The sequence below is a fragment of the Pseudoxanthomonas sp. F37 genome (genome assembly GCF_022965755.1).
Taxonomy (GTDB): Bacteria; Pseudomonadota; Gammaproteobacteria; order Xanthomonadales; family Xanthomonadaceae; genus Pseudoxanthomonas_A.
In genome coordinates this window covers 3,193,041-3,210,118 of the sequence record NZ_CP095187.1, presented here as the reverse complement: position 1 = coordinate 3,210,118, position 17,078 = coordinate 3,193,041, and the positions used below count along the sequence as shown (strand labels likewise).

At 70.6% G+C, this 17,078-nt stretch carries 18 protein-coding genes; 13 read left to right on the top strand and 5 right to left on the bottom strand.

Annotated elements, in window-relative coordinates:
- Nucleotides 1-363 precede the first annotated feature (363 nt).
- From MUU77_RS15145 to MUU77_RS15085, 13 genes are all read left to right on the top strand, one after another.
- Nucleotides 364-2,163, top strand: coding sequence for a S8 family peptidase (locus MUU77_RS15145; protein ID WP_245088513.1), 1,800 nt, complete (start codon nt 364-366; stop codon nt 2,161-2,163).
- Between the two features lie 116 nt (nt 2,164-2,279).
- A complete protein-coding gene (locus MUU77_RS15140; RefSeq protein WP_245088511.1) occupies nt 2,280-3,494 on the top strand; it encodes a type II secretion system F family protein in 1,215 nt (404 codons plus the stop codon).
- Between the two features lie 18 nt (nt 3,495-3,512).
- Entirely contained in the window at nt 3,513-3,947 is a 435-nt protein-coding gene (gene gspG / locus MUU77_RS15135) for a type II secretion system major pseudopilin GspG (protein WP_245088509.1), read from the top strand.
- Between the two features lie 18 nt (nt 3,948-3,965).
- Nucleotides 3,966-4,466, top strand: coding sequence for a GspH/FimT family pseudopilin (locus MUU77_RS15130; RefSeq protein WP_245088508.1), 501 nt, complete (start codon nt 3,966-3,968; stop codon nt 4,464-4,466).
- Nucleotides 4,463-4,894 carry a prepilin-type N-terminal cleavage/methylation domain-containing protein gene (locus tag MUU77_RS15125; protein WP_245088507.1) on the top strand — a complete coding sequence of 144 codons (432 nt, stop codon included), beginning with the start codon at nt 4,463-4,465 and terminating at the stop codon, nt 4,892-4,894. Before MUU77_RS15130 ends, MUU77_RS15125 begins: the two co-directional genes overlap by 4 nt.
- On the top strand, nt 4,891-5,562 hold the full coding sequence (locus tag MUU77_RS15120) for a prepilin-type N-terminal cleavage/methylation domain-containing protein (protein WP_245088506.1): 672 nt from the start codon (nt 4,891-4,893) through the stop codon (nt 5,560-5,562). The genes MUU77_RS15125 and MUU77_RS15120 overlap by 4 nt, the downstream gene beginning before the upstream one ends.
- Nucleotides 5,559-6,410 (top strand): general secretion pathway protein GspK, encoded by an 852-nt coding sequence (locus tag MUU77_RS15115; protein ID WP_245088505.1) that lies wholly within the window; start codon nt 5,559-5,561, stop codon nt 6,408-6,410. The genes MUU77_RS15120 and MUU77_RS15115 overlap by 4 nt, the downstream gene beginning before the upstream one ends.
- The gene (locus tag MUU77_RS15110; RefSeq protein WP_245088504.1) at nt 6,407-7,549 is read left to right on the top strand and encodes a PilN domain-containing protein; all 1,143 of its coding nucleotides are present in this window, start codon (nt 6,407-6,409) and stop codon (nt 7,547-7,549) included. The genes MUU77_RS15115 and MUU77_RS15110 overlap by 4 nt, the downstream gene beginning before the upstream one ends.
- Nucleotides 7,530-8,150: a type II secretion system protein GspM gene (gene gspM, locus MUU77_RS15105; protein WP_245088503.1), complete on the top strand. Its 621-nt coding sequence runs from the start codon at nt 7,530-7,532 to the stop codon at nt 8,148-8,150. The genes MUU77_RS15110 and gspM overlap by 20 nt, the downstream gene beginning before the upstream one ends.
- The gene (locus MUU77_RS15100; protein ID WP_245088502.1) at nt 8,140-8,958 is read left to right on the top strand and encodes a general secretion pathway protein GspN; all 819 of its coding nucleotides are present in this window, start codon (nt 8,140-8,142) and stop codon (nt 8,956-8,958) included. Before gspM ends, MUU77_RS15100 begins: the two co-directional genes overlap by 11 nt.
- A gap of 9 nt (nt 8,959-8,967) precedes the next feature.
- Nucleotides 8,968-11,172, top strand: a complete 2,205-nt coding sequence (gene gspD / locus MUU77_RS15095) for a type II secretion system secretin GspD (protein ID WP_245088501.1) — start codon at nt 8,968-8,970, stop codon at nt 11,170-11,172.
- Nucleotides 11,169-12,017, top strand: a complete 849-nt coding sequence (locus tag MUU77_RS15090; RefSeq protein ID WP_245088500.1) for a glycosyltransferase — start codon at nt 11,169-11,171, stop codon at nt 12,015-12,017. Before gspD ends, MUU77_RS15090 begins: the two co-directional genes overlap by 4 nt.
- On the top strand, nt 12,001-12,855 hold the full coding sequence (locus MUU77_RS15085; protein WP_245088499.1) for a glycosyltransferase family 2 protein: 855 nt from the start codon (nt 12,001-12,003) through the stop codon (nt 12,853-12,855). Before MUU77_RS15090 ends, MUU77_RS15085 begins: the two co-directional genes overlap by 17 nt.
- 13 nt (nt 12,856-12,868) lie before the next feature.
- Here the strand turns inward: MUU77_RS15085 and MUU77_RS15080 are convergent, their stop codons facing one another.
- From MUU77_RS15080 to thiS, 5 genes are all read right to left on the bottom strand, one after another.
- Entirely contained in the window at nt 12,869-13,258 is a 390-nt protein-coding gene (locus MUU77_RS15080) for an ACT domain-containing protein (protein WP_245088498.1), read from the bottom strand.
- Nucleotides 13,255-15,114 carry an SLC13 family permease gene (locus MUU77_RS15075; protein WP_245088497.1) on the bottom strand — a complete coding sequence of 620 codons (1,860 nt, stop codon included), beginning with the start codon at nt 15,112-15,114 and terminating at the stop codon, nt 13,255-13,257. The genes MUU77_RS15080 and MUU77_RS15075 overlap by 4 nt, the downstream gene beginning before the upstream one ends.
- A gap of 107 nt (nt 15,115-15,221) precedes the next feature.
- The gene (trmB, locus tag MUU77_RS15070) at nt 15,222-15,974 is read right to left on the bottom strand and encodes a tRNA (guanosine(46)-N7)-methyltransferase TrmB (protein WP_245088496.1); all 753 of its coding nucleotides are present in this window, start codon (nt 15,972-15,974) and stop codon (nt 15,222-15,224) included.
- Complete coding sequence (locus tag MUU77_RS15065) at nt 15,974-16,768, bottom strand: thiazole synthase (protein ID WP_245088495.1); 795 nt, start codon at nt 16,766-16,768, stop codon at nt 15,974-15,976. The genes trmB and MUU77_RS15065 overlap by 1 nt, the downstream gene beginning before the upstream one ends.
- Nucleotides 16,769-16,831: 63 nt before the next feature.
- Nucleotides 16,832-17,032: a sulfur carrier protein ThiS gene (thiS, locus tag MUU77_RS15060; RefSeq protein ID WP_162109028.1), complete on the bottom strand. Its 201-nt coding sequence runs from the start codon at nt 17,030-17,032 to the stop codon at nt 16,832-16,834.
- Between the last annotated feature and the right edge of the window lie 46 nt (nt 17,033-17,078).

The following is a 17,078-nucleotide window of genomic DNA, read 5'->3' as shown; positions in this document are numbered from 1 at the left end:
CGCAGCGCGACGACGCCGCGCAAATGACGTGCAAGCGGAACCGCGCAACACGGTGCCGCAAAGAAGAACACTTCCCGCATTCCCCATCCCCTTTCCCGAGATGATGCAAAAAACCACTCCGTGTGGTCGAACACTACCTGCGCGTTGTGCAATTTGCGAGAGATTTGCTACGTTCGACGCGGCGCGACGAAACCGCTGAAAACAAGGCGTTAACAGCGTGTGTTCGTCGCGTGAAGAGTGTCGTGGCAGGTAAACAGGGGTACCTGCACGATCCGCTTGAAGGGGAAGTCGCAAGTCGTTGAGTAAGCACCTAGTAAACGGGTTACCCAGTTCGTTCATCCTTGTAGACATGGAGCAGGTCAAGTGAATCCCTATTCTTCTTTCCGCAATTCGCGTCGCCGTCCCCTGGTTGCTGCACTCGCCGCAATTTTCGCGCTGGGGGCCATCGCAGGCTCCGCTTCGGCGGGTGACGTCAGTACCGCAGGTCTGCGCGACGGCCAGACCTACGACCGGTTCATCGTGAAGTACCGCGACGGCAGCGCGGCGCGCACCAGCAGCGCCACGTTGCAGCGCTCACTGCTCGGCGCGGTCTCGCGTGCCGCACTGGGGCCGGCGAACGGCAAGGCCGTCAGTGCCGCCAAGCTGCGCCGCCTCGGCATAGGCGCGGAACTGGTGCAGACCTCGCGCAGGCTGGATCGCGTGGAGGCCGAAAGCCTGCTGCGCCAGCTGGCGACGGATCCCGAGGTCGAATTCGTCGAAGTGGATGCACGCCGTTACGCGCGCCTGGTGCCCAACGACACCTACTACAACCAGTATCAATGGCACTTCAAGGATCCGGTCGGTGGCATCAACCTGCCCACGGCCTGGGACAGCGCGACCGGGGCGGGCGTGGTGGTCGCGGTGCTGGACACGGGCATCACCGCGCACAGCGACCTGGATGCGAACATCCTGCCCGGTTACGACTTCATCAGCGACACGTTCGTGTCCCGCGATGGCGACCTGCGCGATGCCGATCCGCGCGACGAGGGCGACTGGAATCCGGTGGCGGGCGAGTGCTACGCGGGTTCGCCGGTGCAGGACAGCAGCTGGCATGGCACCCACGTGGCGGGCACCGTGGCGGAAGTGACCAACAATGCCAAGGGCATGGCCGGCGGCGCCTTCAACGCCAAGGTCGTGCCCGCGCGCGTACTGGGCCGCTGTGGCGGCTACACCTCCGACATTTCCGATGCGGTGATCTGGGCGTCGGGTGGCACGGTCGCCGGCGTCCCGGCCAATGCCAATCCCGCCGAAGTCATCAACCTCAGCCTGGGCGGTGCCGGTGCGTGCAGCGCGGTGGAGCAGAACGCCTTCAACATCGCCATCGCCAACGGCAGCACGGTGGTGGTGGCGGCCGGCAACGACGCCGGCAACGTCAGCGGCTATTCGCCGGGCAACTGCGCCGGGGTCATCACCGTGGGCGCCACGCGCATCACCGGCGGCATCGCCTCGTACTCCAACTACGGCACGCGCGTGGACATCGCCGCGCCGGGTGGTGGTGGCAGCGTGGACGGCAATCCGGGCGGCTACGTGTGGTCCACGGGCAATTCGGGCACCACCGTTCCCACCACCGAGACCTACTTCGGCATGGGCGGCACGTCGATGGCGGCGCCGCATGTCGCGGCGGTGGTGGCGCTGATGCAGAGCGTGGCGGAAACACCGCTCACGCCGGCGCAGGTGCTGGCCACGCTGACGTCCACCGCGCGTCCGTTCCCGGTGGCGCCGCCGGCCAATCGCCCCATCGGCGCGGGCATCGTCAATGCGGCCGCGGCGGTCCAGGCCGTCATCGGCGGCGGCGAGCCGCCCGCGGCGACCGTCCTGACCAACAATGTGGCGGTGGGCGGCAATACCGGTGCCAAGGACGCGGTGGTGCAGTACGCGCTGGTGGTACCGGCGGGCGCGACCCAACTCTCGTTCATCAGCTACGGCGGCAGCGGCAATGCCGATGTGTACGTGAAGTTCGGAAGTCCGGCCACCGCGTCGAACTACGACCTGCGTTCGGCGCGTCCCGGCAACAACGAGATGGTCAACATCGCCAGCCCGCAGGCGGGCACGTACTACGTGTCGCTGGTCGGCAAGACGAAGTTCGCCAACGTCAGCGTGCGCGGCAGCTTCACCGCGCCCTGAGCGGGCCCGTGGCGCCCGGTCCCGGAAACGCCGGGGCCGAGGCGCCCGCAGGGACTGCGCATGACGATGCCCCGGCGAATGCGGTAAGTTGGCGCATTCTCCCTGTTTCCCTCGGCATGCCGCTCTACCGTTACAAGGCCCTCAACGCGCACGGCGAGATGCTGGAAGGCCAGATGGAGGCCGCCAGCGACGCCGACGTCGTGACGCGGCTGCAGGAACAGGGACACCTGCCCGTGGAGGCGGTGCCCGCGGTGGCCGGCGCCGGTCGCAGCTGGACGCAGCTGTGGCGTCCCAACGCGTTCGGGGGCGACCGCCTGGTGCAGTTCACCCAGCAGCTGGCCACGCTGCTGGGGGCCGGCCAGCCGCTGGACCGCGCGCTGGGCATCCTGCTGGACCTGCCCGAGGACGAGAAGGCGCGACGGGTGATCGCCGACATCCGCGATGCCGTGCGTGGCGGCGCGCCGCTGTCGGCGGCGCTGGACCGCCAGCATGGGGTGTTCTCGCGGCTGTACATCAACATGGTGCGCGCCGGCGAAGCCGGTGGCAGCCTGCACGACACGCTGCAGCGGCTGGGGGATTATCTGGAGCGCAGCCGCGCGCTGAGGGGGCGCGTGGTGAATGCCCTGGTCTATCCGGCGATCCTGCTGGTGGTGGTGGGGCTGGCGCTGCTGTTCCTGCTGGGATACGTGGTGCCGCAGTTCGCGGTGATGTACGAAAGCCTGGACGTGACGCTGCCGTGGTTCACCCGCGGCGTGCTGTGGGTGGGCGCCTTCGTGCGCGATTTCTGGTTCGTGCTGATCGCCGTGCCCGCGCTGGCGGTGCTGTGGTTCGACCGGCGCCGCCGCGACCCCGCCTTCCGTGCGCGACTGGACGCCTGGCTGCTGGACCGGCCGCTGGCCGGCCCGCTGCTGGCGCGGCTGGAGACCGCCCGCCTCGCGCGCACGCTGGGCACGCTGCTGAAGAACGGCGTGCCGCTGCTGACCGCGCTGGGCATCGCCCGCAACGTGCTGGGCAACCGGGCGCTGGCCGCCGATGTCGATGCCGCCGCCGACGACGTCAAGAACGGCCACGGCCTGTCGGCTTCGCTGGGCAAGGGCAGGCGCTTCCCGCGGCTGGCCCTGCAGATGATCCAGGTGGGCGAGGAATCCGGTGCGCTGGACGGCATGCTGCTGAAGACGGCCGAGACCTTCGAGCAGGAAACCGCTCAGGTGCTGGACCGTATGCTGGCCGCCCTGGTCCCCGCCATCACGCTGGTCCTGGCGGCGGTGGTGGGCGTGGTCATCATCGCCGTGCTGGTCCCGCTGTACGATCTGACCGGCGCCATCAACTGAATTCCGGAGAACCGCACCATGTCCCATCCGCGCCCGCAGAACGCGTTCCGCTCGCCGCGCTCGCAGCAGGGTTTCAGCCTGCTGGAAATCATCATCGTGCTGGTGCTGATCGGCGGCATCCTGGTGCTGGTCGGCAGCCGCGTGATGGGCGGTGCGGACAGCGGCAAGGTGAAGCTGGCGCAGTCGCAGCTGCAGACGCTGTCCGGCAAGATCGAGACCTACCAGCTGGACACGGGCAGTTACCCCGCGCAGCTGTCCGACCTGGTGACGCAGCCCGGCAACGTGGCCGGCTGGCTGGGGCCGTATGCGAAGGAAAGCGAACTGCTGGATCCCTGGAAGAATCCGATCGAGTACCGCATCCCCGGCGAATCGCAGCGGTTCGACCTGATCAGCCTGGGCGCGGACGGCAAGGCCGGCGGCGACAGCGTCGACGCGGACCTGCGCAACGAGTAAGCGCCGGCGCCCACCATCGTGGCCTGCCGCAGCGCCCTCCCGCATGCCCACGCGCCCGGCCGGCGGCGCGCGCAGGACGGATTCACCCTGCTCGAAACCCTGCTGGTGGTGGCGCTGATGGCCGCCGCCGCGGTGCTGGCGGCGATGGTCTTCACCGGCGGCATGGAGGGCATGCGCCTGCGCTCCGAGTCCAAGGAGATCGCCGCGCAGCTGCGCTATACGCGGGCGCGCGCCATCGCCACCGGACAGGCGCAGCGCTTCCGCATCGATCCGCGCGCGCACCAGTGGGAAGCCGCCGGCGACCGCCGCGGAGCCATCGACGCGTCGCTGGCGGTGCGCTTCACCGGCGCGCGGGAAGCGCAGGCGCGCGCGGGCGAGGGCGCCATCCTGTTCTTTCCGGACGGCGGCTCCACCGGAGGCCGGGTCACGCTGGCGAGCGGGCGCGCGGCGTGGAGCGTGGATGTGGGCTGGCTGACCGGCGAGGTGCGCCTGCTGCGCGACGAGGTGCATGCGCCATGAACAAGCCCTCGTCCGCGCGGCAGCGGGGCTTCACCCTGCTGGAGGTCATCGTGGCGTTCGCGCTGCTGGCGCTGGCACTGACCCTGCTGCTGGGCTCGTTGTCAGGGGCGACGCGGCAGGTGCGCGAGTCCGCCGACGCCAGTCGCGCCACCCTGCATGCGCAGTCGCTGCTGGCGCAGCTGGGGGCGGGCGAGGCCTTGCAGCCGGGACGGCAGGAGGGCGGTTTCGAACGCGACCGCTACCGCTGGCAACTGGAGGTGGCGCCGTTCGCCGATCCGCTGGAGGCGCGCGCGCAGCGCGACCCGGGCGCCCCGCAGCTGCTCGACGTGCGCCTGCAGGTGCGCTGGGGCGAGGGCCGCGGACAGGCGCTGCAGTGGCGCACGCTGCGCCTGGCGCCGCGCGACATCAACCAGGCGGCATCGCCATGACGGCGCGGCGCGTCCAGGGCTTCACCCTGATCGAAGTGCTGCTGGCGCTGGTCCTGCTGGCGGCCGGGCTGGCGCTGGCCTTCGCCACGCTGCGCTCGTCCACCGCGGTGGTCACCCGCGGCGAGGACATGGCGCAGGCCAGCGAGCGCATGCGCGCCGTGCATGGCTATCTGCGCGCACGGCTGGCCTCGGCGCAGCCCATCGTGTTCGCGACCGATCGCGGCACGCTGCGGCAGGCGCGCTTCCTGGGTACGCCGCAGCGCATGCGTTTCGTGGCCGACCTACCCGACTATCTGGGGTACGGCGGCCCCTACCTGCACGAGGTGGTCGCCGACGAGGCGGGCCAGTTGCGGGTCGCCTTCGCGGTGGCGCAGCCGGAGGCGTCGCTGGAGGACGTGGACCTGGCGGCGCGCGGCCTGCGCGCCGAGCGGTTGGCCGATGGCCTGCGCGTGGTGCGCTTCCACTACCGCGGGCTGGACGCGGACAACCGCCTGGGTCCCTGGCAGGACCGGTGGGAGACCTCGGAGATGCTGCCGCTGCAGGTGAAGATGGAAGTGGAAGCCGTCCGGGGCGGTCGCTGGCCCGACCTGGTGGTGACGCTGGCGCGCAGTGAAGGCGGCGCCGGTGGCGGCGTGCTGCCCGGCGGCGACGCCCCGGTGCTGCCATGACCCGCATGCGGGGCGCCGCCTTGTTGCTGGTGCTGTGGCTGGTGGCCCTGCTCACCGCCCTGGTGGGCGCCTATGCGCTGACGGCGCGGATGGAGGCGCTGCAGGGCCGGGTGGGCAGCCGTGGTGCGATGGCGCAGGAGATCGCGCGGGCCGGCATGGAGTACGCGCTGGTGCGGGTGGCCGACCGCAATCCGGAAACGCACTGGCAACCGAACGGCCGTGCTTACGCATGGCGGTTCGACGGGCATGAGGTGCAGGTGCGCATCATCGACGAGACCGGCAAGGTCGACCTGAACCAGGCCGAGGTGCCGCTGCTTTCGCGGCTGATGCAGGCGCTGGGCGAGCCGCCCGATACCGGCGACGCGCTGGCGGCGGCCATCGTGGACTGGCGCGATGCCGACGACCTCAGCCAGCCGGTCGGTGGCGCGGAGGATGGCGACTATGCGGCGGCCGGGCGTCCTTACGGCGCCAAGGATGCCCCCTTCGAGACCATCGCCGAGCTGGAACAGGTGCTGGGCATGACGCCCGGCCTGTACGCGCGGCTGGCCCCGTTCCTGACCCTGTACTCGGGACGCGGGCAACCCGATGCCACCTATGCGCAGGGGCCGGTGCTGGTGGCGATGGGCATGGATGCCACGGCGTGGCTGGCGCAGCGCGAAGCGGCCGGCGCGGCGGGCGCCCTGCAACTCGTCGGCACCGGCAGCGGCACGTATAGTATCGAGAGCCGTGCGCGGCTGGCCGATGGCCGCGAGGCGTCGTTGCGGACGGTGGTGCGCGCGGGGGCCAGCCCGGTGCCGGGTTCGGCCTATACCTTGTTGCGCTGGGAGGAGGGCGCGTCACCACAATGAGCGGCGTACGCGACACCTTGCAGCGCTTCCGCGCCCGGCTTGGCGCAGGGCCCAGCGGCTTCCTGGCCTGGTGGGGACAGGCACTGGCGACCTGGCTGCCGGCCCGCTGGCGCGTGCTGCTGGGCCTGACCGGCGACCGCCTGCTCTTCCAGCGCCGCGCAGACGAGGTGGCCATGGCTTGGCAGCAGGCCGCGCACCGGCATGCGCTGGCGCGATTGCCGGCCACCGCCACGCCGGGCGAACTGCGCGCACTGCTGGGCACCCGCCTGGCGGATCTGCCCCGCTGGTGGCTGATGCCCGCCGACAGGGTGCTGCGGCGCAGGCTGCTGCTGCCGTCCGCCGCGGCCGACCGGCTGCGCGATGTCGTCCGTTTCGAGATCGACCGGCAGACCCCGTTCGCCGCGCATGAGGCGTGCTTCGATGCGCGGGTGCTGGGCGTGCGCGAGGACGGGCAGCTGGAGGTGGAACTGGTCGCCGTGCCGAAGGCCATCTTTGCCGCCGGCCTGTCCGGACTGGGTGCGCTGGCCAGCGGCCTGGCGGGCGCCGATGTCGAGGATGCCGACGGCCTGCCGCTGGGGGTGAACCTGCTGCCGGAAGAAGCGCGCGCGGCGCGCCAGGCGCCGCAGCGCCGCCTGCACCTGGTGTTCGCGGGCATCGCCCTGTGCGCGCTGGTGTTCGCGGCGTGGCGGGTGCTCGACAACCGGCAGGCCGGGGCCGAGGCCTTCGCCGCGCAGGTCGAGGCCAACGCCGACGCCGCGCGCCGGGTGGCCGCGCAGCGCCAGCAACTGGTCGACCTGGTCGCCGGCACCACCACCCTGAACCAGACCAGCGCCCGGCGCCCGACGGCACTGGAAGTAATGGACGAGATCACCCGGCGGCTGCCCGACACCACCTACCTGGAGAAGCTGGCCATCGAAGGCGATCGCCTGACGCTGATCGGCTTCAGCCCGGAGGCTTCGGGACTGGTCGCGCGCCTGCAGGGCTCGCCGCTGTGGCGCAACCCCGCCCTGAGCGGTGCCCTGCAGCCGGACCCGCGTACGCGCATGGACCGCTTCACCCTGACCGCCGAACTGCTGGGCAAGCAGGATCCGTCCGCGCCCGCATCCACGGGAGGCGCCGATGCCGCCGGCCATCACTGACCGCGACCGCTGGCTGGCGCTGGCGCTGCTGCTGGGTGCCCTGCTGCTGGGCTACCTGGCCCTGGTGCATCCGTGGTGGACCGTGCCCATGCAGGAGACCGGCCGCCGCGTGGCGGAACTGCGCGAACGCGAACTGCGCATCCGCACCCAGCTGCAGCAGGCGCCGCAGGTGCGGCGCGAACTGGACGCGGCGCTGGCCCAGCAGGCGCAGCGACCGGGTTTCCTGCCGGAAGCGACGGTCGAGCTGGCCACCGCCGGCCTGGTGCAGCGGCTGGAGGCCATCGTCAAGCAGGCCAGTCCGGGCAACCGCAGCTGCGCCATCGCCAACCAGTCGCCGCTGGCCCTCACCGGCCGCGAGGTCTACCCGCGCGTGGTGGTGCAGGTGCGCCTGCGTTGCGGGGCGCCGGAGCTGGCCTCGGTGCTGCACCAGATCGAATCCGGCAGTCCGCGCCTGTTCGTGGAGAACCTCAACATCCTGGCGCAGCGCTACGCCTTCCAGGCCAGCGAAACCGGGGCCGGTGGCCTGGACGTGAACTTCGACCTGTACGGCTACCTCAAGCCGTCGCCGGCCGCCCCACGGGAGCCCGCGCGTGGGCCGTGACGCCTGGAACGCCCGCACCTGGATCCTCGCGGTGGTCGCGGGGTGGTCGTTGCTGGTCGCCGTGCTGGCGATGTTCGGACTGGGCGGGCGGATCACGCCGCTGCCCGCCGACCCGGACCTGGTGCAGCCCCTGCCGCGGCTGCCGGCGGCGCCGCCGGAACGGCTGGGTCCGTTGCCGCAGTACGCGATGGTCGGCGAGCGTCCCTTGTTCTCGGAAGACCGGCGTCCCAAACCGTTCTTCCTGTCGGGCGAGGAAGCGGCCGCACCGGCCTTCGACCTGGTGCTGAGCAGCGTGCTGATCACGCCGCGGCTGGAACTGGCCATCGTGCAGCCGGCGCAGGGCGGCGAGGGCCTGCGGGTGAAGCTGGGCGAATCGCCGGCCGGCTTCCCGGGCTGGCGACTGACCGAACTGGCACCGCGCCGGGCCGTCTTCGATGGCCCGGACGGGCGCCGCGAACTCGAGCTGCGGGTGTTCGACGGTGCCGGCGGACAGCCGCCCACCGTGATCACCGGCACCGGAGCCGTGCCCCCGGCCGCCGCCCCCATGCCGGGTGGACGCATGACCGGCGGCAACAGCGCGCCGGTGGCACTTCCCACAGGCCCGACGCCGGCCCCGGCACCGCCTGCGGCCGCGACGGCGGACGCGGTGGCGCCCACCTCCGCCAAGGAAGCGCCTGTCGCGCCGGCGACCACCACCGACCAGCAGATGGAAGCCATCCGCCAGCGCATCGAGCAGCGCCGCGCGCAGCTGCGGCAGCAGCAGGCGCAACCCACCCCGCCGCCGGCAACGCCCGGCAAGACACAGTAGAGTGCCGGCATGACGTTACGCGTGATCCTGTTTTCCCTCTGCCTGGGCCTGCTGGCCGGCTGCGCCAGCACCCCCGTGCCCGACGTGCGCCGCACGACGCCCGCGGCGGTGGGCGAGGTCGTGCCGGGCGCGGCGCAGACCGCGGCCGTGAAGGAGGACGAGGCGCCCGTCACCGGTCCGCAGGCGCAGATCCGCCGCGGCAACGGGCAGATGATCAACCGCAGTGCGGCCAGCGCGCCGCTGCCCTCGCTGGGCGGGGCCAGCAGCGGCTCGGCCACCTTCAATTTCGAAGGCGAGTCCGTGCACGCGGTGGTGAAGGCCATCCTCGGCGACATGCTGGGGCAGAACTACGTGATCGCGCCGGGCGTGCAGGGCACGGTGACGCTGGGCACGCCCAAGCCGGTGTCGCCGGCCGAGGCGCTGAACCTGCTGGAGATGGTGCTGGGCTGGAACAACGCACGCCTGGTCTACAGCGGCGGCCGCTACAACATCATCCCCGCCGACCAGGCCCTGGCCGGCAGCGTGGCGCCGCGCACCGGCCCGGCCGCCAATGCGCGCGGCTACGAAGTGCGCGTGGTGCCGCTGCGCTTCATTTCGGCCAGCGAGATGAAGAAGGTGCTGGAGCCGTACGCGCGGCCGAACGCCATCGTCAACGTCGACGGCACCCGCAACGTCATCACCCTGGCCGGCACGCGCAGCGAGCTGGAAAACTATCTGCGCACGGTCGAGATCTTCGACGTGGACTGGCTGTCGGGCATGTCGGTGGGCGTGTTCCCGCTGCAGTCCGGCCGCGCCACCCGGGTGGTGGCCGATCTGGAAAAGGTGTTCGGCAACGACAGCAAGACGCCCAGCGCCGGCATGTTCCGCTTCATGCCGCTGGAAGGCGCGAATGCGGTACTGGTGATCACGCCGCAGCCCGCCTACCTGGACCAGATCCAGCAATGGCTGGAACGCATCGACGGCGCGGGCGAGGGCAGCCGCCTGTTCTCCTACGAGCTGAAGTACATCAAGGCGCGCGAGCTCGCCCAGCGCCTGGCCGAAGTCTTCGGCGCCTCGGGCGGCAGCGCCTCCGGCGATGGCCGTTCCACCGGCGGCGCGGGCAACGTGTCGTTGATGCCGGGCACCGAGCCCGTGCAGATCAACGACGGCGGCATGAACGGTACCGGGGGCTCGGTCGATTTCGGTGGCAGCGGCAGCGGCGGTTCGGGCGGCGGGCTGGGCGGCGGCTCGCTGTCGCTCAACCAGCGCGACAGCGGCAACGGCGCGGTGACGCTGGAGGTCGATGGCGCCCGCGTGGGCGTGGCCGCGGTGGAGGAAACCAACACGCTGCTGGTGCGTGCCAGCGCCAGCGCCTGGCAGTCGATCCGGGAAGTGGTCGAGAAGCTGGACGTGATGCCGCTGCAGGTCCACATCGAGGCGCAGATCGCCGAGGTCTCGCTGACCGGCGACCTGAGCTACGGTGTGAACTGGTACCTGGAACGCGCGATGACCGACAACGGCCTGGGTCCCTTCGCCGCGCCCGACGCGGGTGGGCCCAGCAAGTGGAGCACGCTCGCCGGCAGCATCGGCGGCGTGAGCGGCGCGGGGGCCGTGTGGACGCTGGTCAAGAACGACGCGGCGGCCGTCATCACCGCGCTGGATGAGGTCTCCGACGTGCGCCTGCTGCAGACGCCTTCCATCTTCGTGCGCAACAACGCCGAGGCCACGCTCAACGTCGGCAGCCGCATCCCCATTTCCTCGGTCACCGTCAACCCCGGACTGGGCACCGACAACACCTACAGCCAGGTGCAGTACCTGGACACGGGCGTGATCCTGAAGGTGCGTCCGCGCGTGACAAAGGACGGCATGGTGTTCCTGGACATCGTGCAGGAAGTCAGTTCGCCGGGCAGCGAGCCCGACGCCAACGGCAACGTGCGCATCAACACGCGCCGCTTCAAGACCGAAGGCGCCGTGCAGGCCGGCAACACGGTGATGCTGGCCGGCCTGATCAGCGATACCGCGACCCAGGGCTCTTCCGGCATCCCGGGCCTGAGCCGCCTGCCCATCATCGGCGGCCTGTTCGGCAAGAAGACCACCGGCACCGAGCGCAGCGAAGTCATCGTGCTGCTGACGCCCACCATCGTCAGCAATCCGCAGGAAGCCAACGACCTGACCGACGAGTACGGCAAGCGTTTCCGTGCGCTCGAACCGCTGAACACGCCGCGTTCCAAGTGACGCCGCCGCCCGCATCGTCCCTGCCCATCGTCCTGCTGCCGATCGGCGCCGACGACGACGCGCTCGATGCCTGCCTGGGCGCGCTGGATGCCGGCACGCCCGCGGGTACGCGGCTGTGGCTGGCCGACGATGCGCAGGCCGGTCCGCGCGCGCTGGCCATCATCGAGCGCTGGCTGACACGCACCTCCCTGCAGGCCGACTACACGCGGCGGCCGCGCATGCTGGGCGAAGTGGCGCACATGGACCAGATGCTGGCCGCGTGCGGCGAGGTCGATGTGGTCGTGCTGTCGCCCGATGCGCAGCCGCTGCCCGGCTGGTTGCAGCAGTTGGCGGCCTGCCTGGCCCGCGATGCCGCCATCGCCACCGCCACACCCTGGTGCAACGCCGGCGAGACCGCGGCCTGGCCGCGGCTGGGCGAGGTGAGCGCGCCGCCGGAGGACTTCGAACGCACCGCGCAGGCCTGCGCGGCGATGCCGCCCCTGCATCCGGAGCTGCCCGCCGCGGTCGCGCATGCCGTCGCGCTGCGTGGCAGCGCCCGCAAGCGCGTCGGTGGGCTGGACACGGCGAGCTATGCCTCGTGGTACGCGGCCCTGGTGGACCTGTCCCTGCGTCTGTCCGGCCTGGGCTGGCGCAACGTGCTGTGCGAGACCGCGTTCGTCGCGCGCGGCGGCGAGGGTGGCCCGGCCGATGGCGACATGGATGCGTTGAACGCACGCTGGCCCGCCTTCACGCCGCGGCTGGCCACCTTCCTGATGGCCGATCCGCTGCGCGAGCCGCGCGAGCGCCTGGCCGCCCTGTACGCGGATGTCGGATCGCCGGAGCGCCAGCGTGACCTCTTCGCTTGAGGATGCCATCGCCGTGGTGGTGGTGACCCACGAGAGCGCGGACACCATCGACGACTGCCTGATGCGCCTGCGCCTGGCGCACGGGGTGGACCAGATCCGCGTGGTCGACAATGCCTCCACCGATGCCACCATGGACATCGTGCAGCGGCATGCGCTGCACGACGGCCGCGTACGCTTCATCGCCAATCCCGACAATCCGGGTTTCGCGGTCGGCTGCAACCAGGGCGCGCGCGATTCGCATGCGCCGTGGCTGGCCTTCGTCAATCCCGACCTGATGGTGGAAGCCGACACGCTGTCGCGGCTGCGCGCGCACGCGTCGGCTTATCCCGGCGAGGTCCTGCTGGGCGTCGATCTGGTCGACGAAGCGGGCGCGCGCGACGCCGCCGCGCGCCGCCGCGACCCGGTGTTCGCCCAGATGCTGCGTGCACCCGGCCGTGCGTCGAAACTCGGCGTGCCGCCGGACGACACGCGGGCGCTGCAGCCGGTGGACGCCGTGTCGGGCGCGCTGATGCTGATGTCGCGCCCCCTGTTCGATCGCCTGGACGGCCTGGACGAAGGCTATCGGCTGCACGCCGAGGACATGGACCTGTGCCGCCGCGCCCGCCAGGCCGGGGCGGTCGTCGCGGTGGCCAACGACATCCGCGTGCTGCACATCCGCGGGGTGTCCAGCCGCGCGCGTCCCGTGTTCGTGGAATGGCACAAGCACCGCGGGCTGTGGCGCTACTTCCGCAAGTTCGAAGCCGCACAGCGCGGCTTGGTCACCCGCCTGGGTGTGTTCGGTGCGGTCTGGCTGCACTTCGGTGCCGTGCTGGCGCGGCTTCTGCTGCCGCGGCGCTGATACCACGCCCGGATCAGGGGCCGACCCGATGGCCCGCGCTGCGCAGCGCGGACACCGCCTGCTCCAACTGGTGCGCCTGCACCAGCACGTAGTCGGTGTCGTAGGTCGACAGCGCGAAGATGCCCACGCCCGCCGCGGCCAGCGGATCCAGCACGGCCTTCAGGATGCCGGTCAGGGCGAAGTCGAACGGACCCTGCAGCTTGAACATGCGCCAGCCGCGCTGGCAGCGCACCTCATGGGGGACGCAGTCCTCTTCGCAGACCAGCGACACCTCATCGTCCGTCCAGCTGGCGTGGCGCATGCCGCTGTCCGGCCACCAGGCGGGCAGGGGCGCGTCGGCGGGCAACTGCGCCACGGCGTAGCGCGGCGGCAGCAAGGCAAGCGTCAGCCGCGGGGAGGTCATCCGGCGCGGCCGTTCCACCAGAACAGCACGTTGACCGCCAGCACCACCACCACGGTGTAGATCAGCGACAGCGGCCCGCCCACGCGCCATAGCTGGCGCGAGGTGTAGTTGGCCGGGCCGACCACCATCGAGATCACCGGATTGGAGGCCGTCATCAGGTTGTTGGACGCCGACAGCGCCACGATCAGCGCGAACGCGGTGGGGTTGCCGCCCGCGGCCAGCGCCAGGTTGATCGCCATCGGCACCATCACGATGGTCGCGCCCACGTGGCTGATGACCAGCGAGAACGCGGTGGTTAGCAGCGCCACCGCGATCTCCAGCGCCCACACCGGAATGCCTTCCGGCAACCGCTCCACCGTGTGTCCGGCCACCCACGCTGCCGCACCGCTGCTGTCCATCGCCCAGCCCAGCGGGATCAGGCCGGCCATCAGGAACACCGTCTTCCAGTTGATCGCGCCGTAGGCCTCATCCATGCGCAGCACGCCGGTCAGCAGCATGCCGGCCACGCCGGTCATCAGGGTCAGGGCGACCGGCAGCCGGGAGGTCAGCGCGATGACGATGGTGATGGCGAAGATGGCCATGGCGATCTTGAACTTGTGCGGCCGCTGTTCGCCCTTCGGGTAGTCGGTCACCACCACGAAGTCGCGGCTCTCCGCGGCCTGGCCCAGGTCCTGCCAGATGCTGTGGAACACCAGCATGTCGCCGGCGCGCAGCTTCTCCTCGCGCACGTTGTCGCGGATGACCTTCTTGTCGCGGTTGATGGCCAGCAGGCTGATGCCGTTCTGCTTGCGCAGGCGCAGCTCGCGCGCGGTCTTGCCGATGAACTTCGAGGTGGGCGGCACCACCGCCTCGGAAATGCCCGCGCGGCTGGGATTGAACAGGTCGCCGAAGTGGCGCAGGCGCGAGGACATGCGCAGGAAATGGTTCTGCGCGAAATCGCCCACTTCCTGCCGCGTGCCCATCACGCCCAGCACGCTGCCCACCCAGATGCGCATGTCGGCCGGCGGGGCCAGGCGCGTGTCGTTGCCGGTCTGCAGCGCCAGCATCAGCGGCGCATCGTGCATCGCCTCGGCTTCGCCCAGCGACATCCCCACCAACGGACTTTCCGCGGTGACGGTCAGCTCGAACACATCGCCTTCGATGCCGTAGGTGTTGGCGAAATAGCTTTCGGTACGCGCAGGCGTCACGCTGGTTTCGGTTTCGTCCTGGAGCTTCCTGTCGCCGTAGTAGCGGAAGTACAGCAGCGACGCGGCGACCAGCAGCACGCCGATGGGCGCGGGCGCGAACATGCGCAGCGGTTCCAGCGTGGCCATGCCGGAGGGCAGGTTGTTGTTGGCCGAGACCAGCAGGTCGTTGAGCAGGATCAGCGGCGAGTTGCCGACCATGGTGAATGCGCCGCCCATGACGATGGCCGCCGCGATGGGCAGCAGCAAGCGCTGCAGCGACAGGCCGGTGCGCGAGGACAGCCGCGAGGCCACCGGCATGAACAGCGCCATCACCGACGGGTTCTGCATGAAGGACGAATTGAGGCTGGCGATGGCCGTGGTCATCAGCAGCAGCCGCTGCTCGATGCCGTGGCCGCGCCGCAGCAGCCACGACGCCAGGCGGTTCAGCGCGCCGGTGCGGTCCAGCCCGGCGCCCAGGATCATCGTGGCGATGATGCTCATCACCGCATTGCCGGAGAAACCGCCGAAAATCTCCTCAGGCGCGATCAGGCCGGTGACGCCCAGCACCACCAGCACCACCAGCGCCACCAGGTCGGCGCGGATGCGTTCGAACAGGAACATCGCCATCGTGAAGCCGACCAGCCCGAGGACGAGCTTCATGTCGTTGGTCAGCGTCAGTGCGTTGTCCATTACGGCAGGCGGGAATCGGGAATGGGGAATCGGGAATCGGCGGGGGCGCCCCGGCTCAGCGGCCCTTTACATGCAGGAGGACGTGGACGGGTCATCGCATCCATTCCCTATTCCCCACTCCCCATTCCCGGCTTGTCGTACACAAGATCCCACACGCCATGGCCCAGCTTCTGGCCGCGGGTCTCGAAATGCGTCTGCGGGCGCCAGTCGGGGCGCGGCACGCTGCCGCGCGGGCCGGCGCGGTTGACCAGCCCGGGGGTGGCGTCCAGCACGTCCCACATGTGTTGGGCATAGGCCTCCCAGTCGGTGGCGCAGTGCAGGCGCCCGCCCGGGCGCAGCTTGCGTGCCAGGAGCGCGGCGAATTCCGGCTGCACCAGGCGGCGCTTGTTGTGGCGCTTCTTGTGCCACGGATCGGGGAAGTAGATGCGCACCTCGTCCAGCGACCCGTCGCCGACTTCGTGCTGCAGCACTTCCACCGCGTCGTGGTGGTAGACGCGCACATGGTCGCTGCCGTCCTCGGCCAGCGCGTTCAGCAGGCGGCCCACGCCGGGGGCATGCACCTCCAGGCCGATGTAGTCGCGGTCCTTGTCGTGGCGGGCCGCGAAGCGCAGGGCTTCGCCGTTGCCGAAGCCGATTTCCAGCACCCGGGGCGCGCTGCGGCCGAACACCGCGTCGTAATCGCGTGGTTCGCCCGTGTAGTCCAGGCCGAAGCGCGGCCACTGGGTATCGAAGGCACGCTGTTGCGCCTCGGTGAATCGCCCCTGGCGCAGCACGAAGCTGCGCACCTCGCGACGCCCCTCGGTCAGGGTGAAGGGCTTGGGCGGCGTTTTCGCGCCGGGGCTGGAGAACGGATCGGTCATCAGCCGATCAGTCCGTCGATGGGGCTCGATGCGGAGGCATTGCGCTTGCGCGGGATGCGGCCGGCAAGGAAGGCCTCGCGACCGGCCTCCACGGCCTTCTTCATGGCGCTGGCCATCAGCACCGGATGCTTCGCGCCGGCGATGGCGGTGTTCATCAGTACGCCGTCGCAGCCCAGTTCCATGGCGATGGCGGCATCGGAGGCGGTCCCGACGCCGGCGTCGACCAGCACCGGGACCTTGGCGTTCTCGATGATTTCCAGCAGGTTGTACTTGTTCTGCACGCCCAGGCCGGAGCCGATCGGCGCGGCCAGCGGCATCACCGCCACGCATCCGATCTCTTCCAGGCGGCGGGCCAGGATGGGGTCGTCGCTGGTATAGACCATCACCTGGAAGCCGTCGGCCACCAGCTTCTCGGCGGCGGCCAGGGTCTGCACCACGTCGGGGTAGAGCGTCTTCTGGTCGCCCAGCACTTCCAGTTTCACCAGCGTATGGCCGTCGAGCAGTTCGCGGGCCAGCCGGCAGGTGCGCACGGCATCGTCGGCGGTGTAGCAGCCGGCGGTGTTGGGCAGGATGGTGTAGCGGTTCGGCGGCAGCACATCGAGCAGGTTGGGCTCGTTGGGCGACTGGCCCAGGTTGGTGCGGCGGATGGCGACGGTGACGATCTCGGCGCCCGCGGCTTCGGTGGCCAGGCGGGTTTCCTCGAAGTCCTTGAACTTGCCGGTGCCGGTCAGCAGGCGGGAACGGTAGGTCTTGCCCGCGATCACCAGCGGGTCATGGGGGGCGGTGTTGGACATGCGGCGATTATCGCCGATGTCGGGCGCGGGGTGGCGCCGCGCGGGCCGACACAGCCAGGGGGTTCAACCGCCGCCCAGCGCGTGCACGATCTCGACCCGGTCGCCATCCTTCAGCGTGGTCTGCGCATGGCGGCTGCGCGGGATGATTTCGCCGTTGAGCTCGACCGCGACGCGGCGCTCGGCCAGGCCCTGCTGCTGGAGCAGGGCGAGAAGGGTGCCGGGGTGGGGCAGGGCATGGGGCTGCCCGTTCAACTGGATGTCCATGCCGGCATTGTCGCCCATGGCGGGTGTCATTGCCGCATTGCAGCGT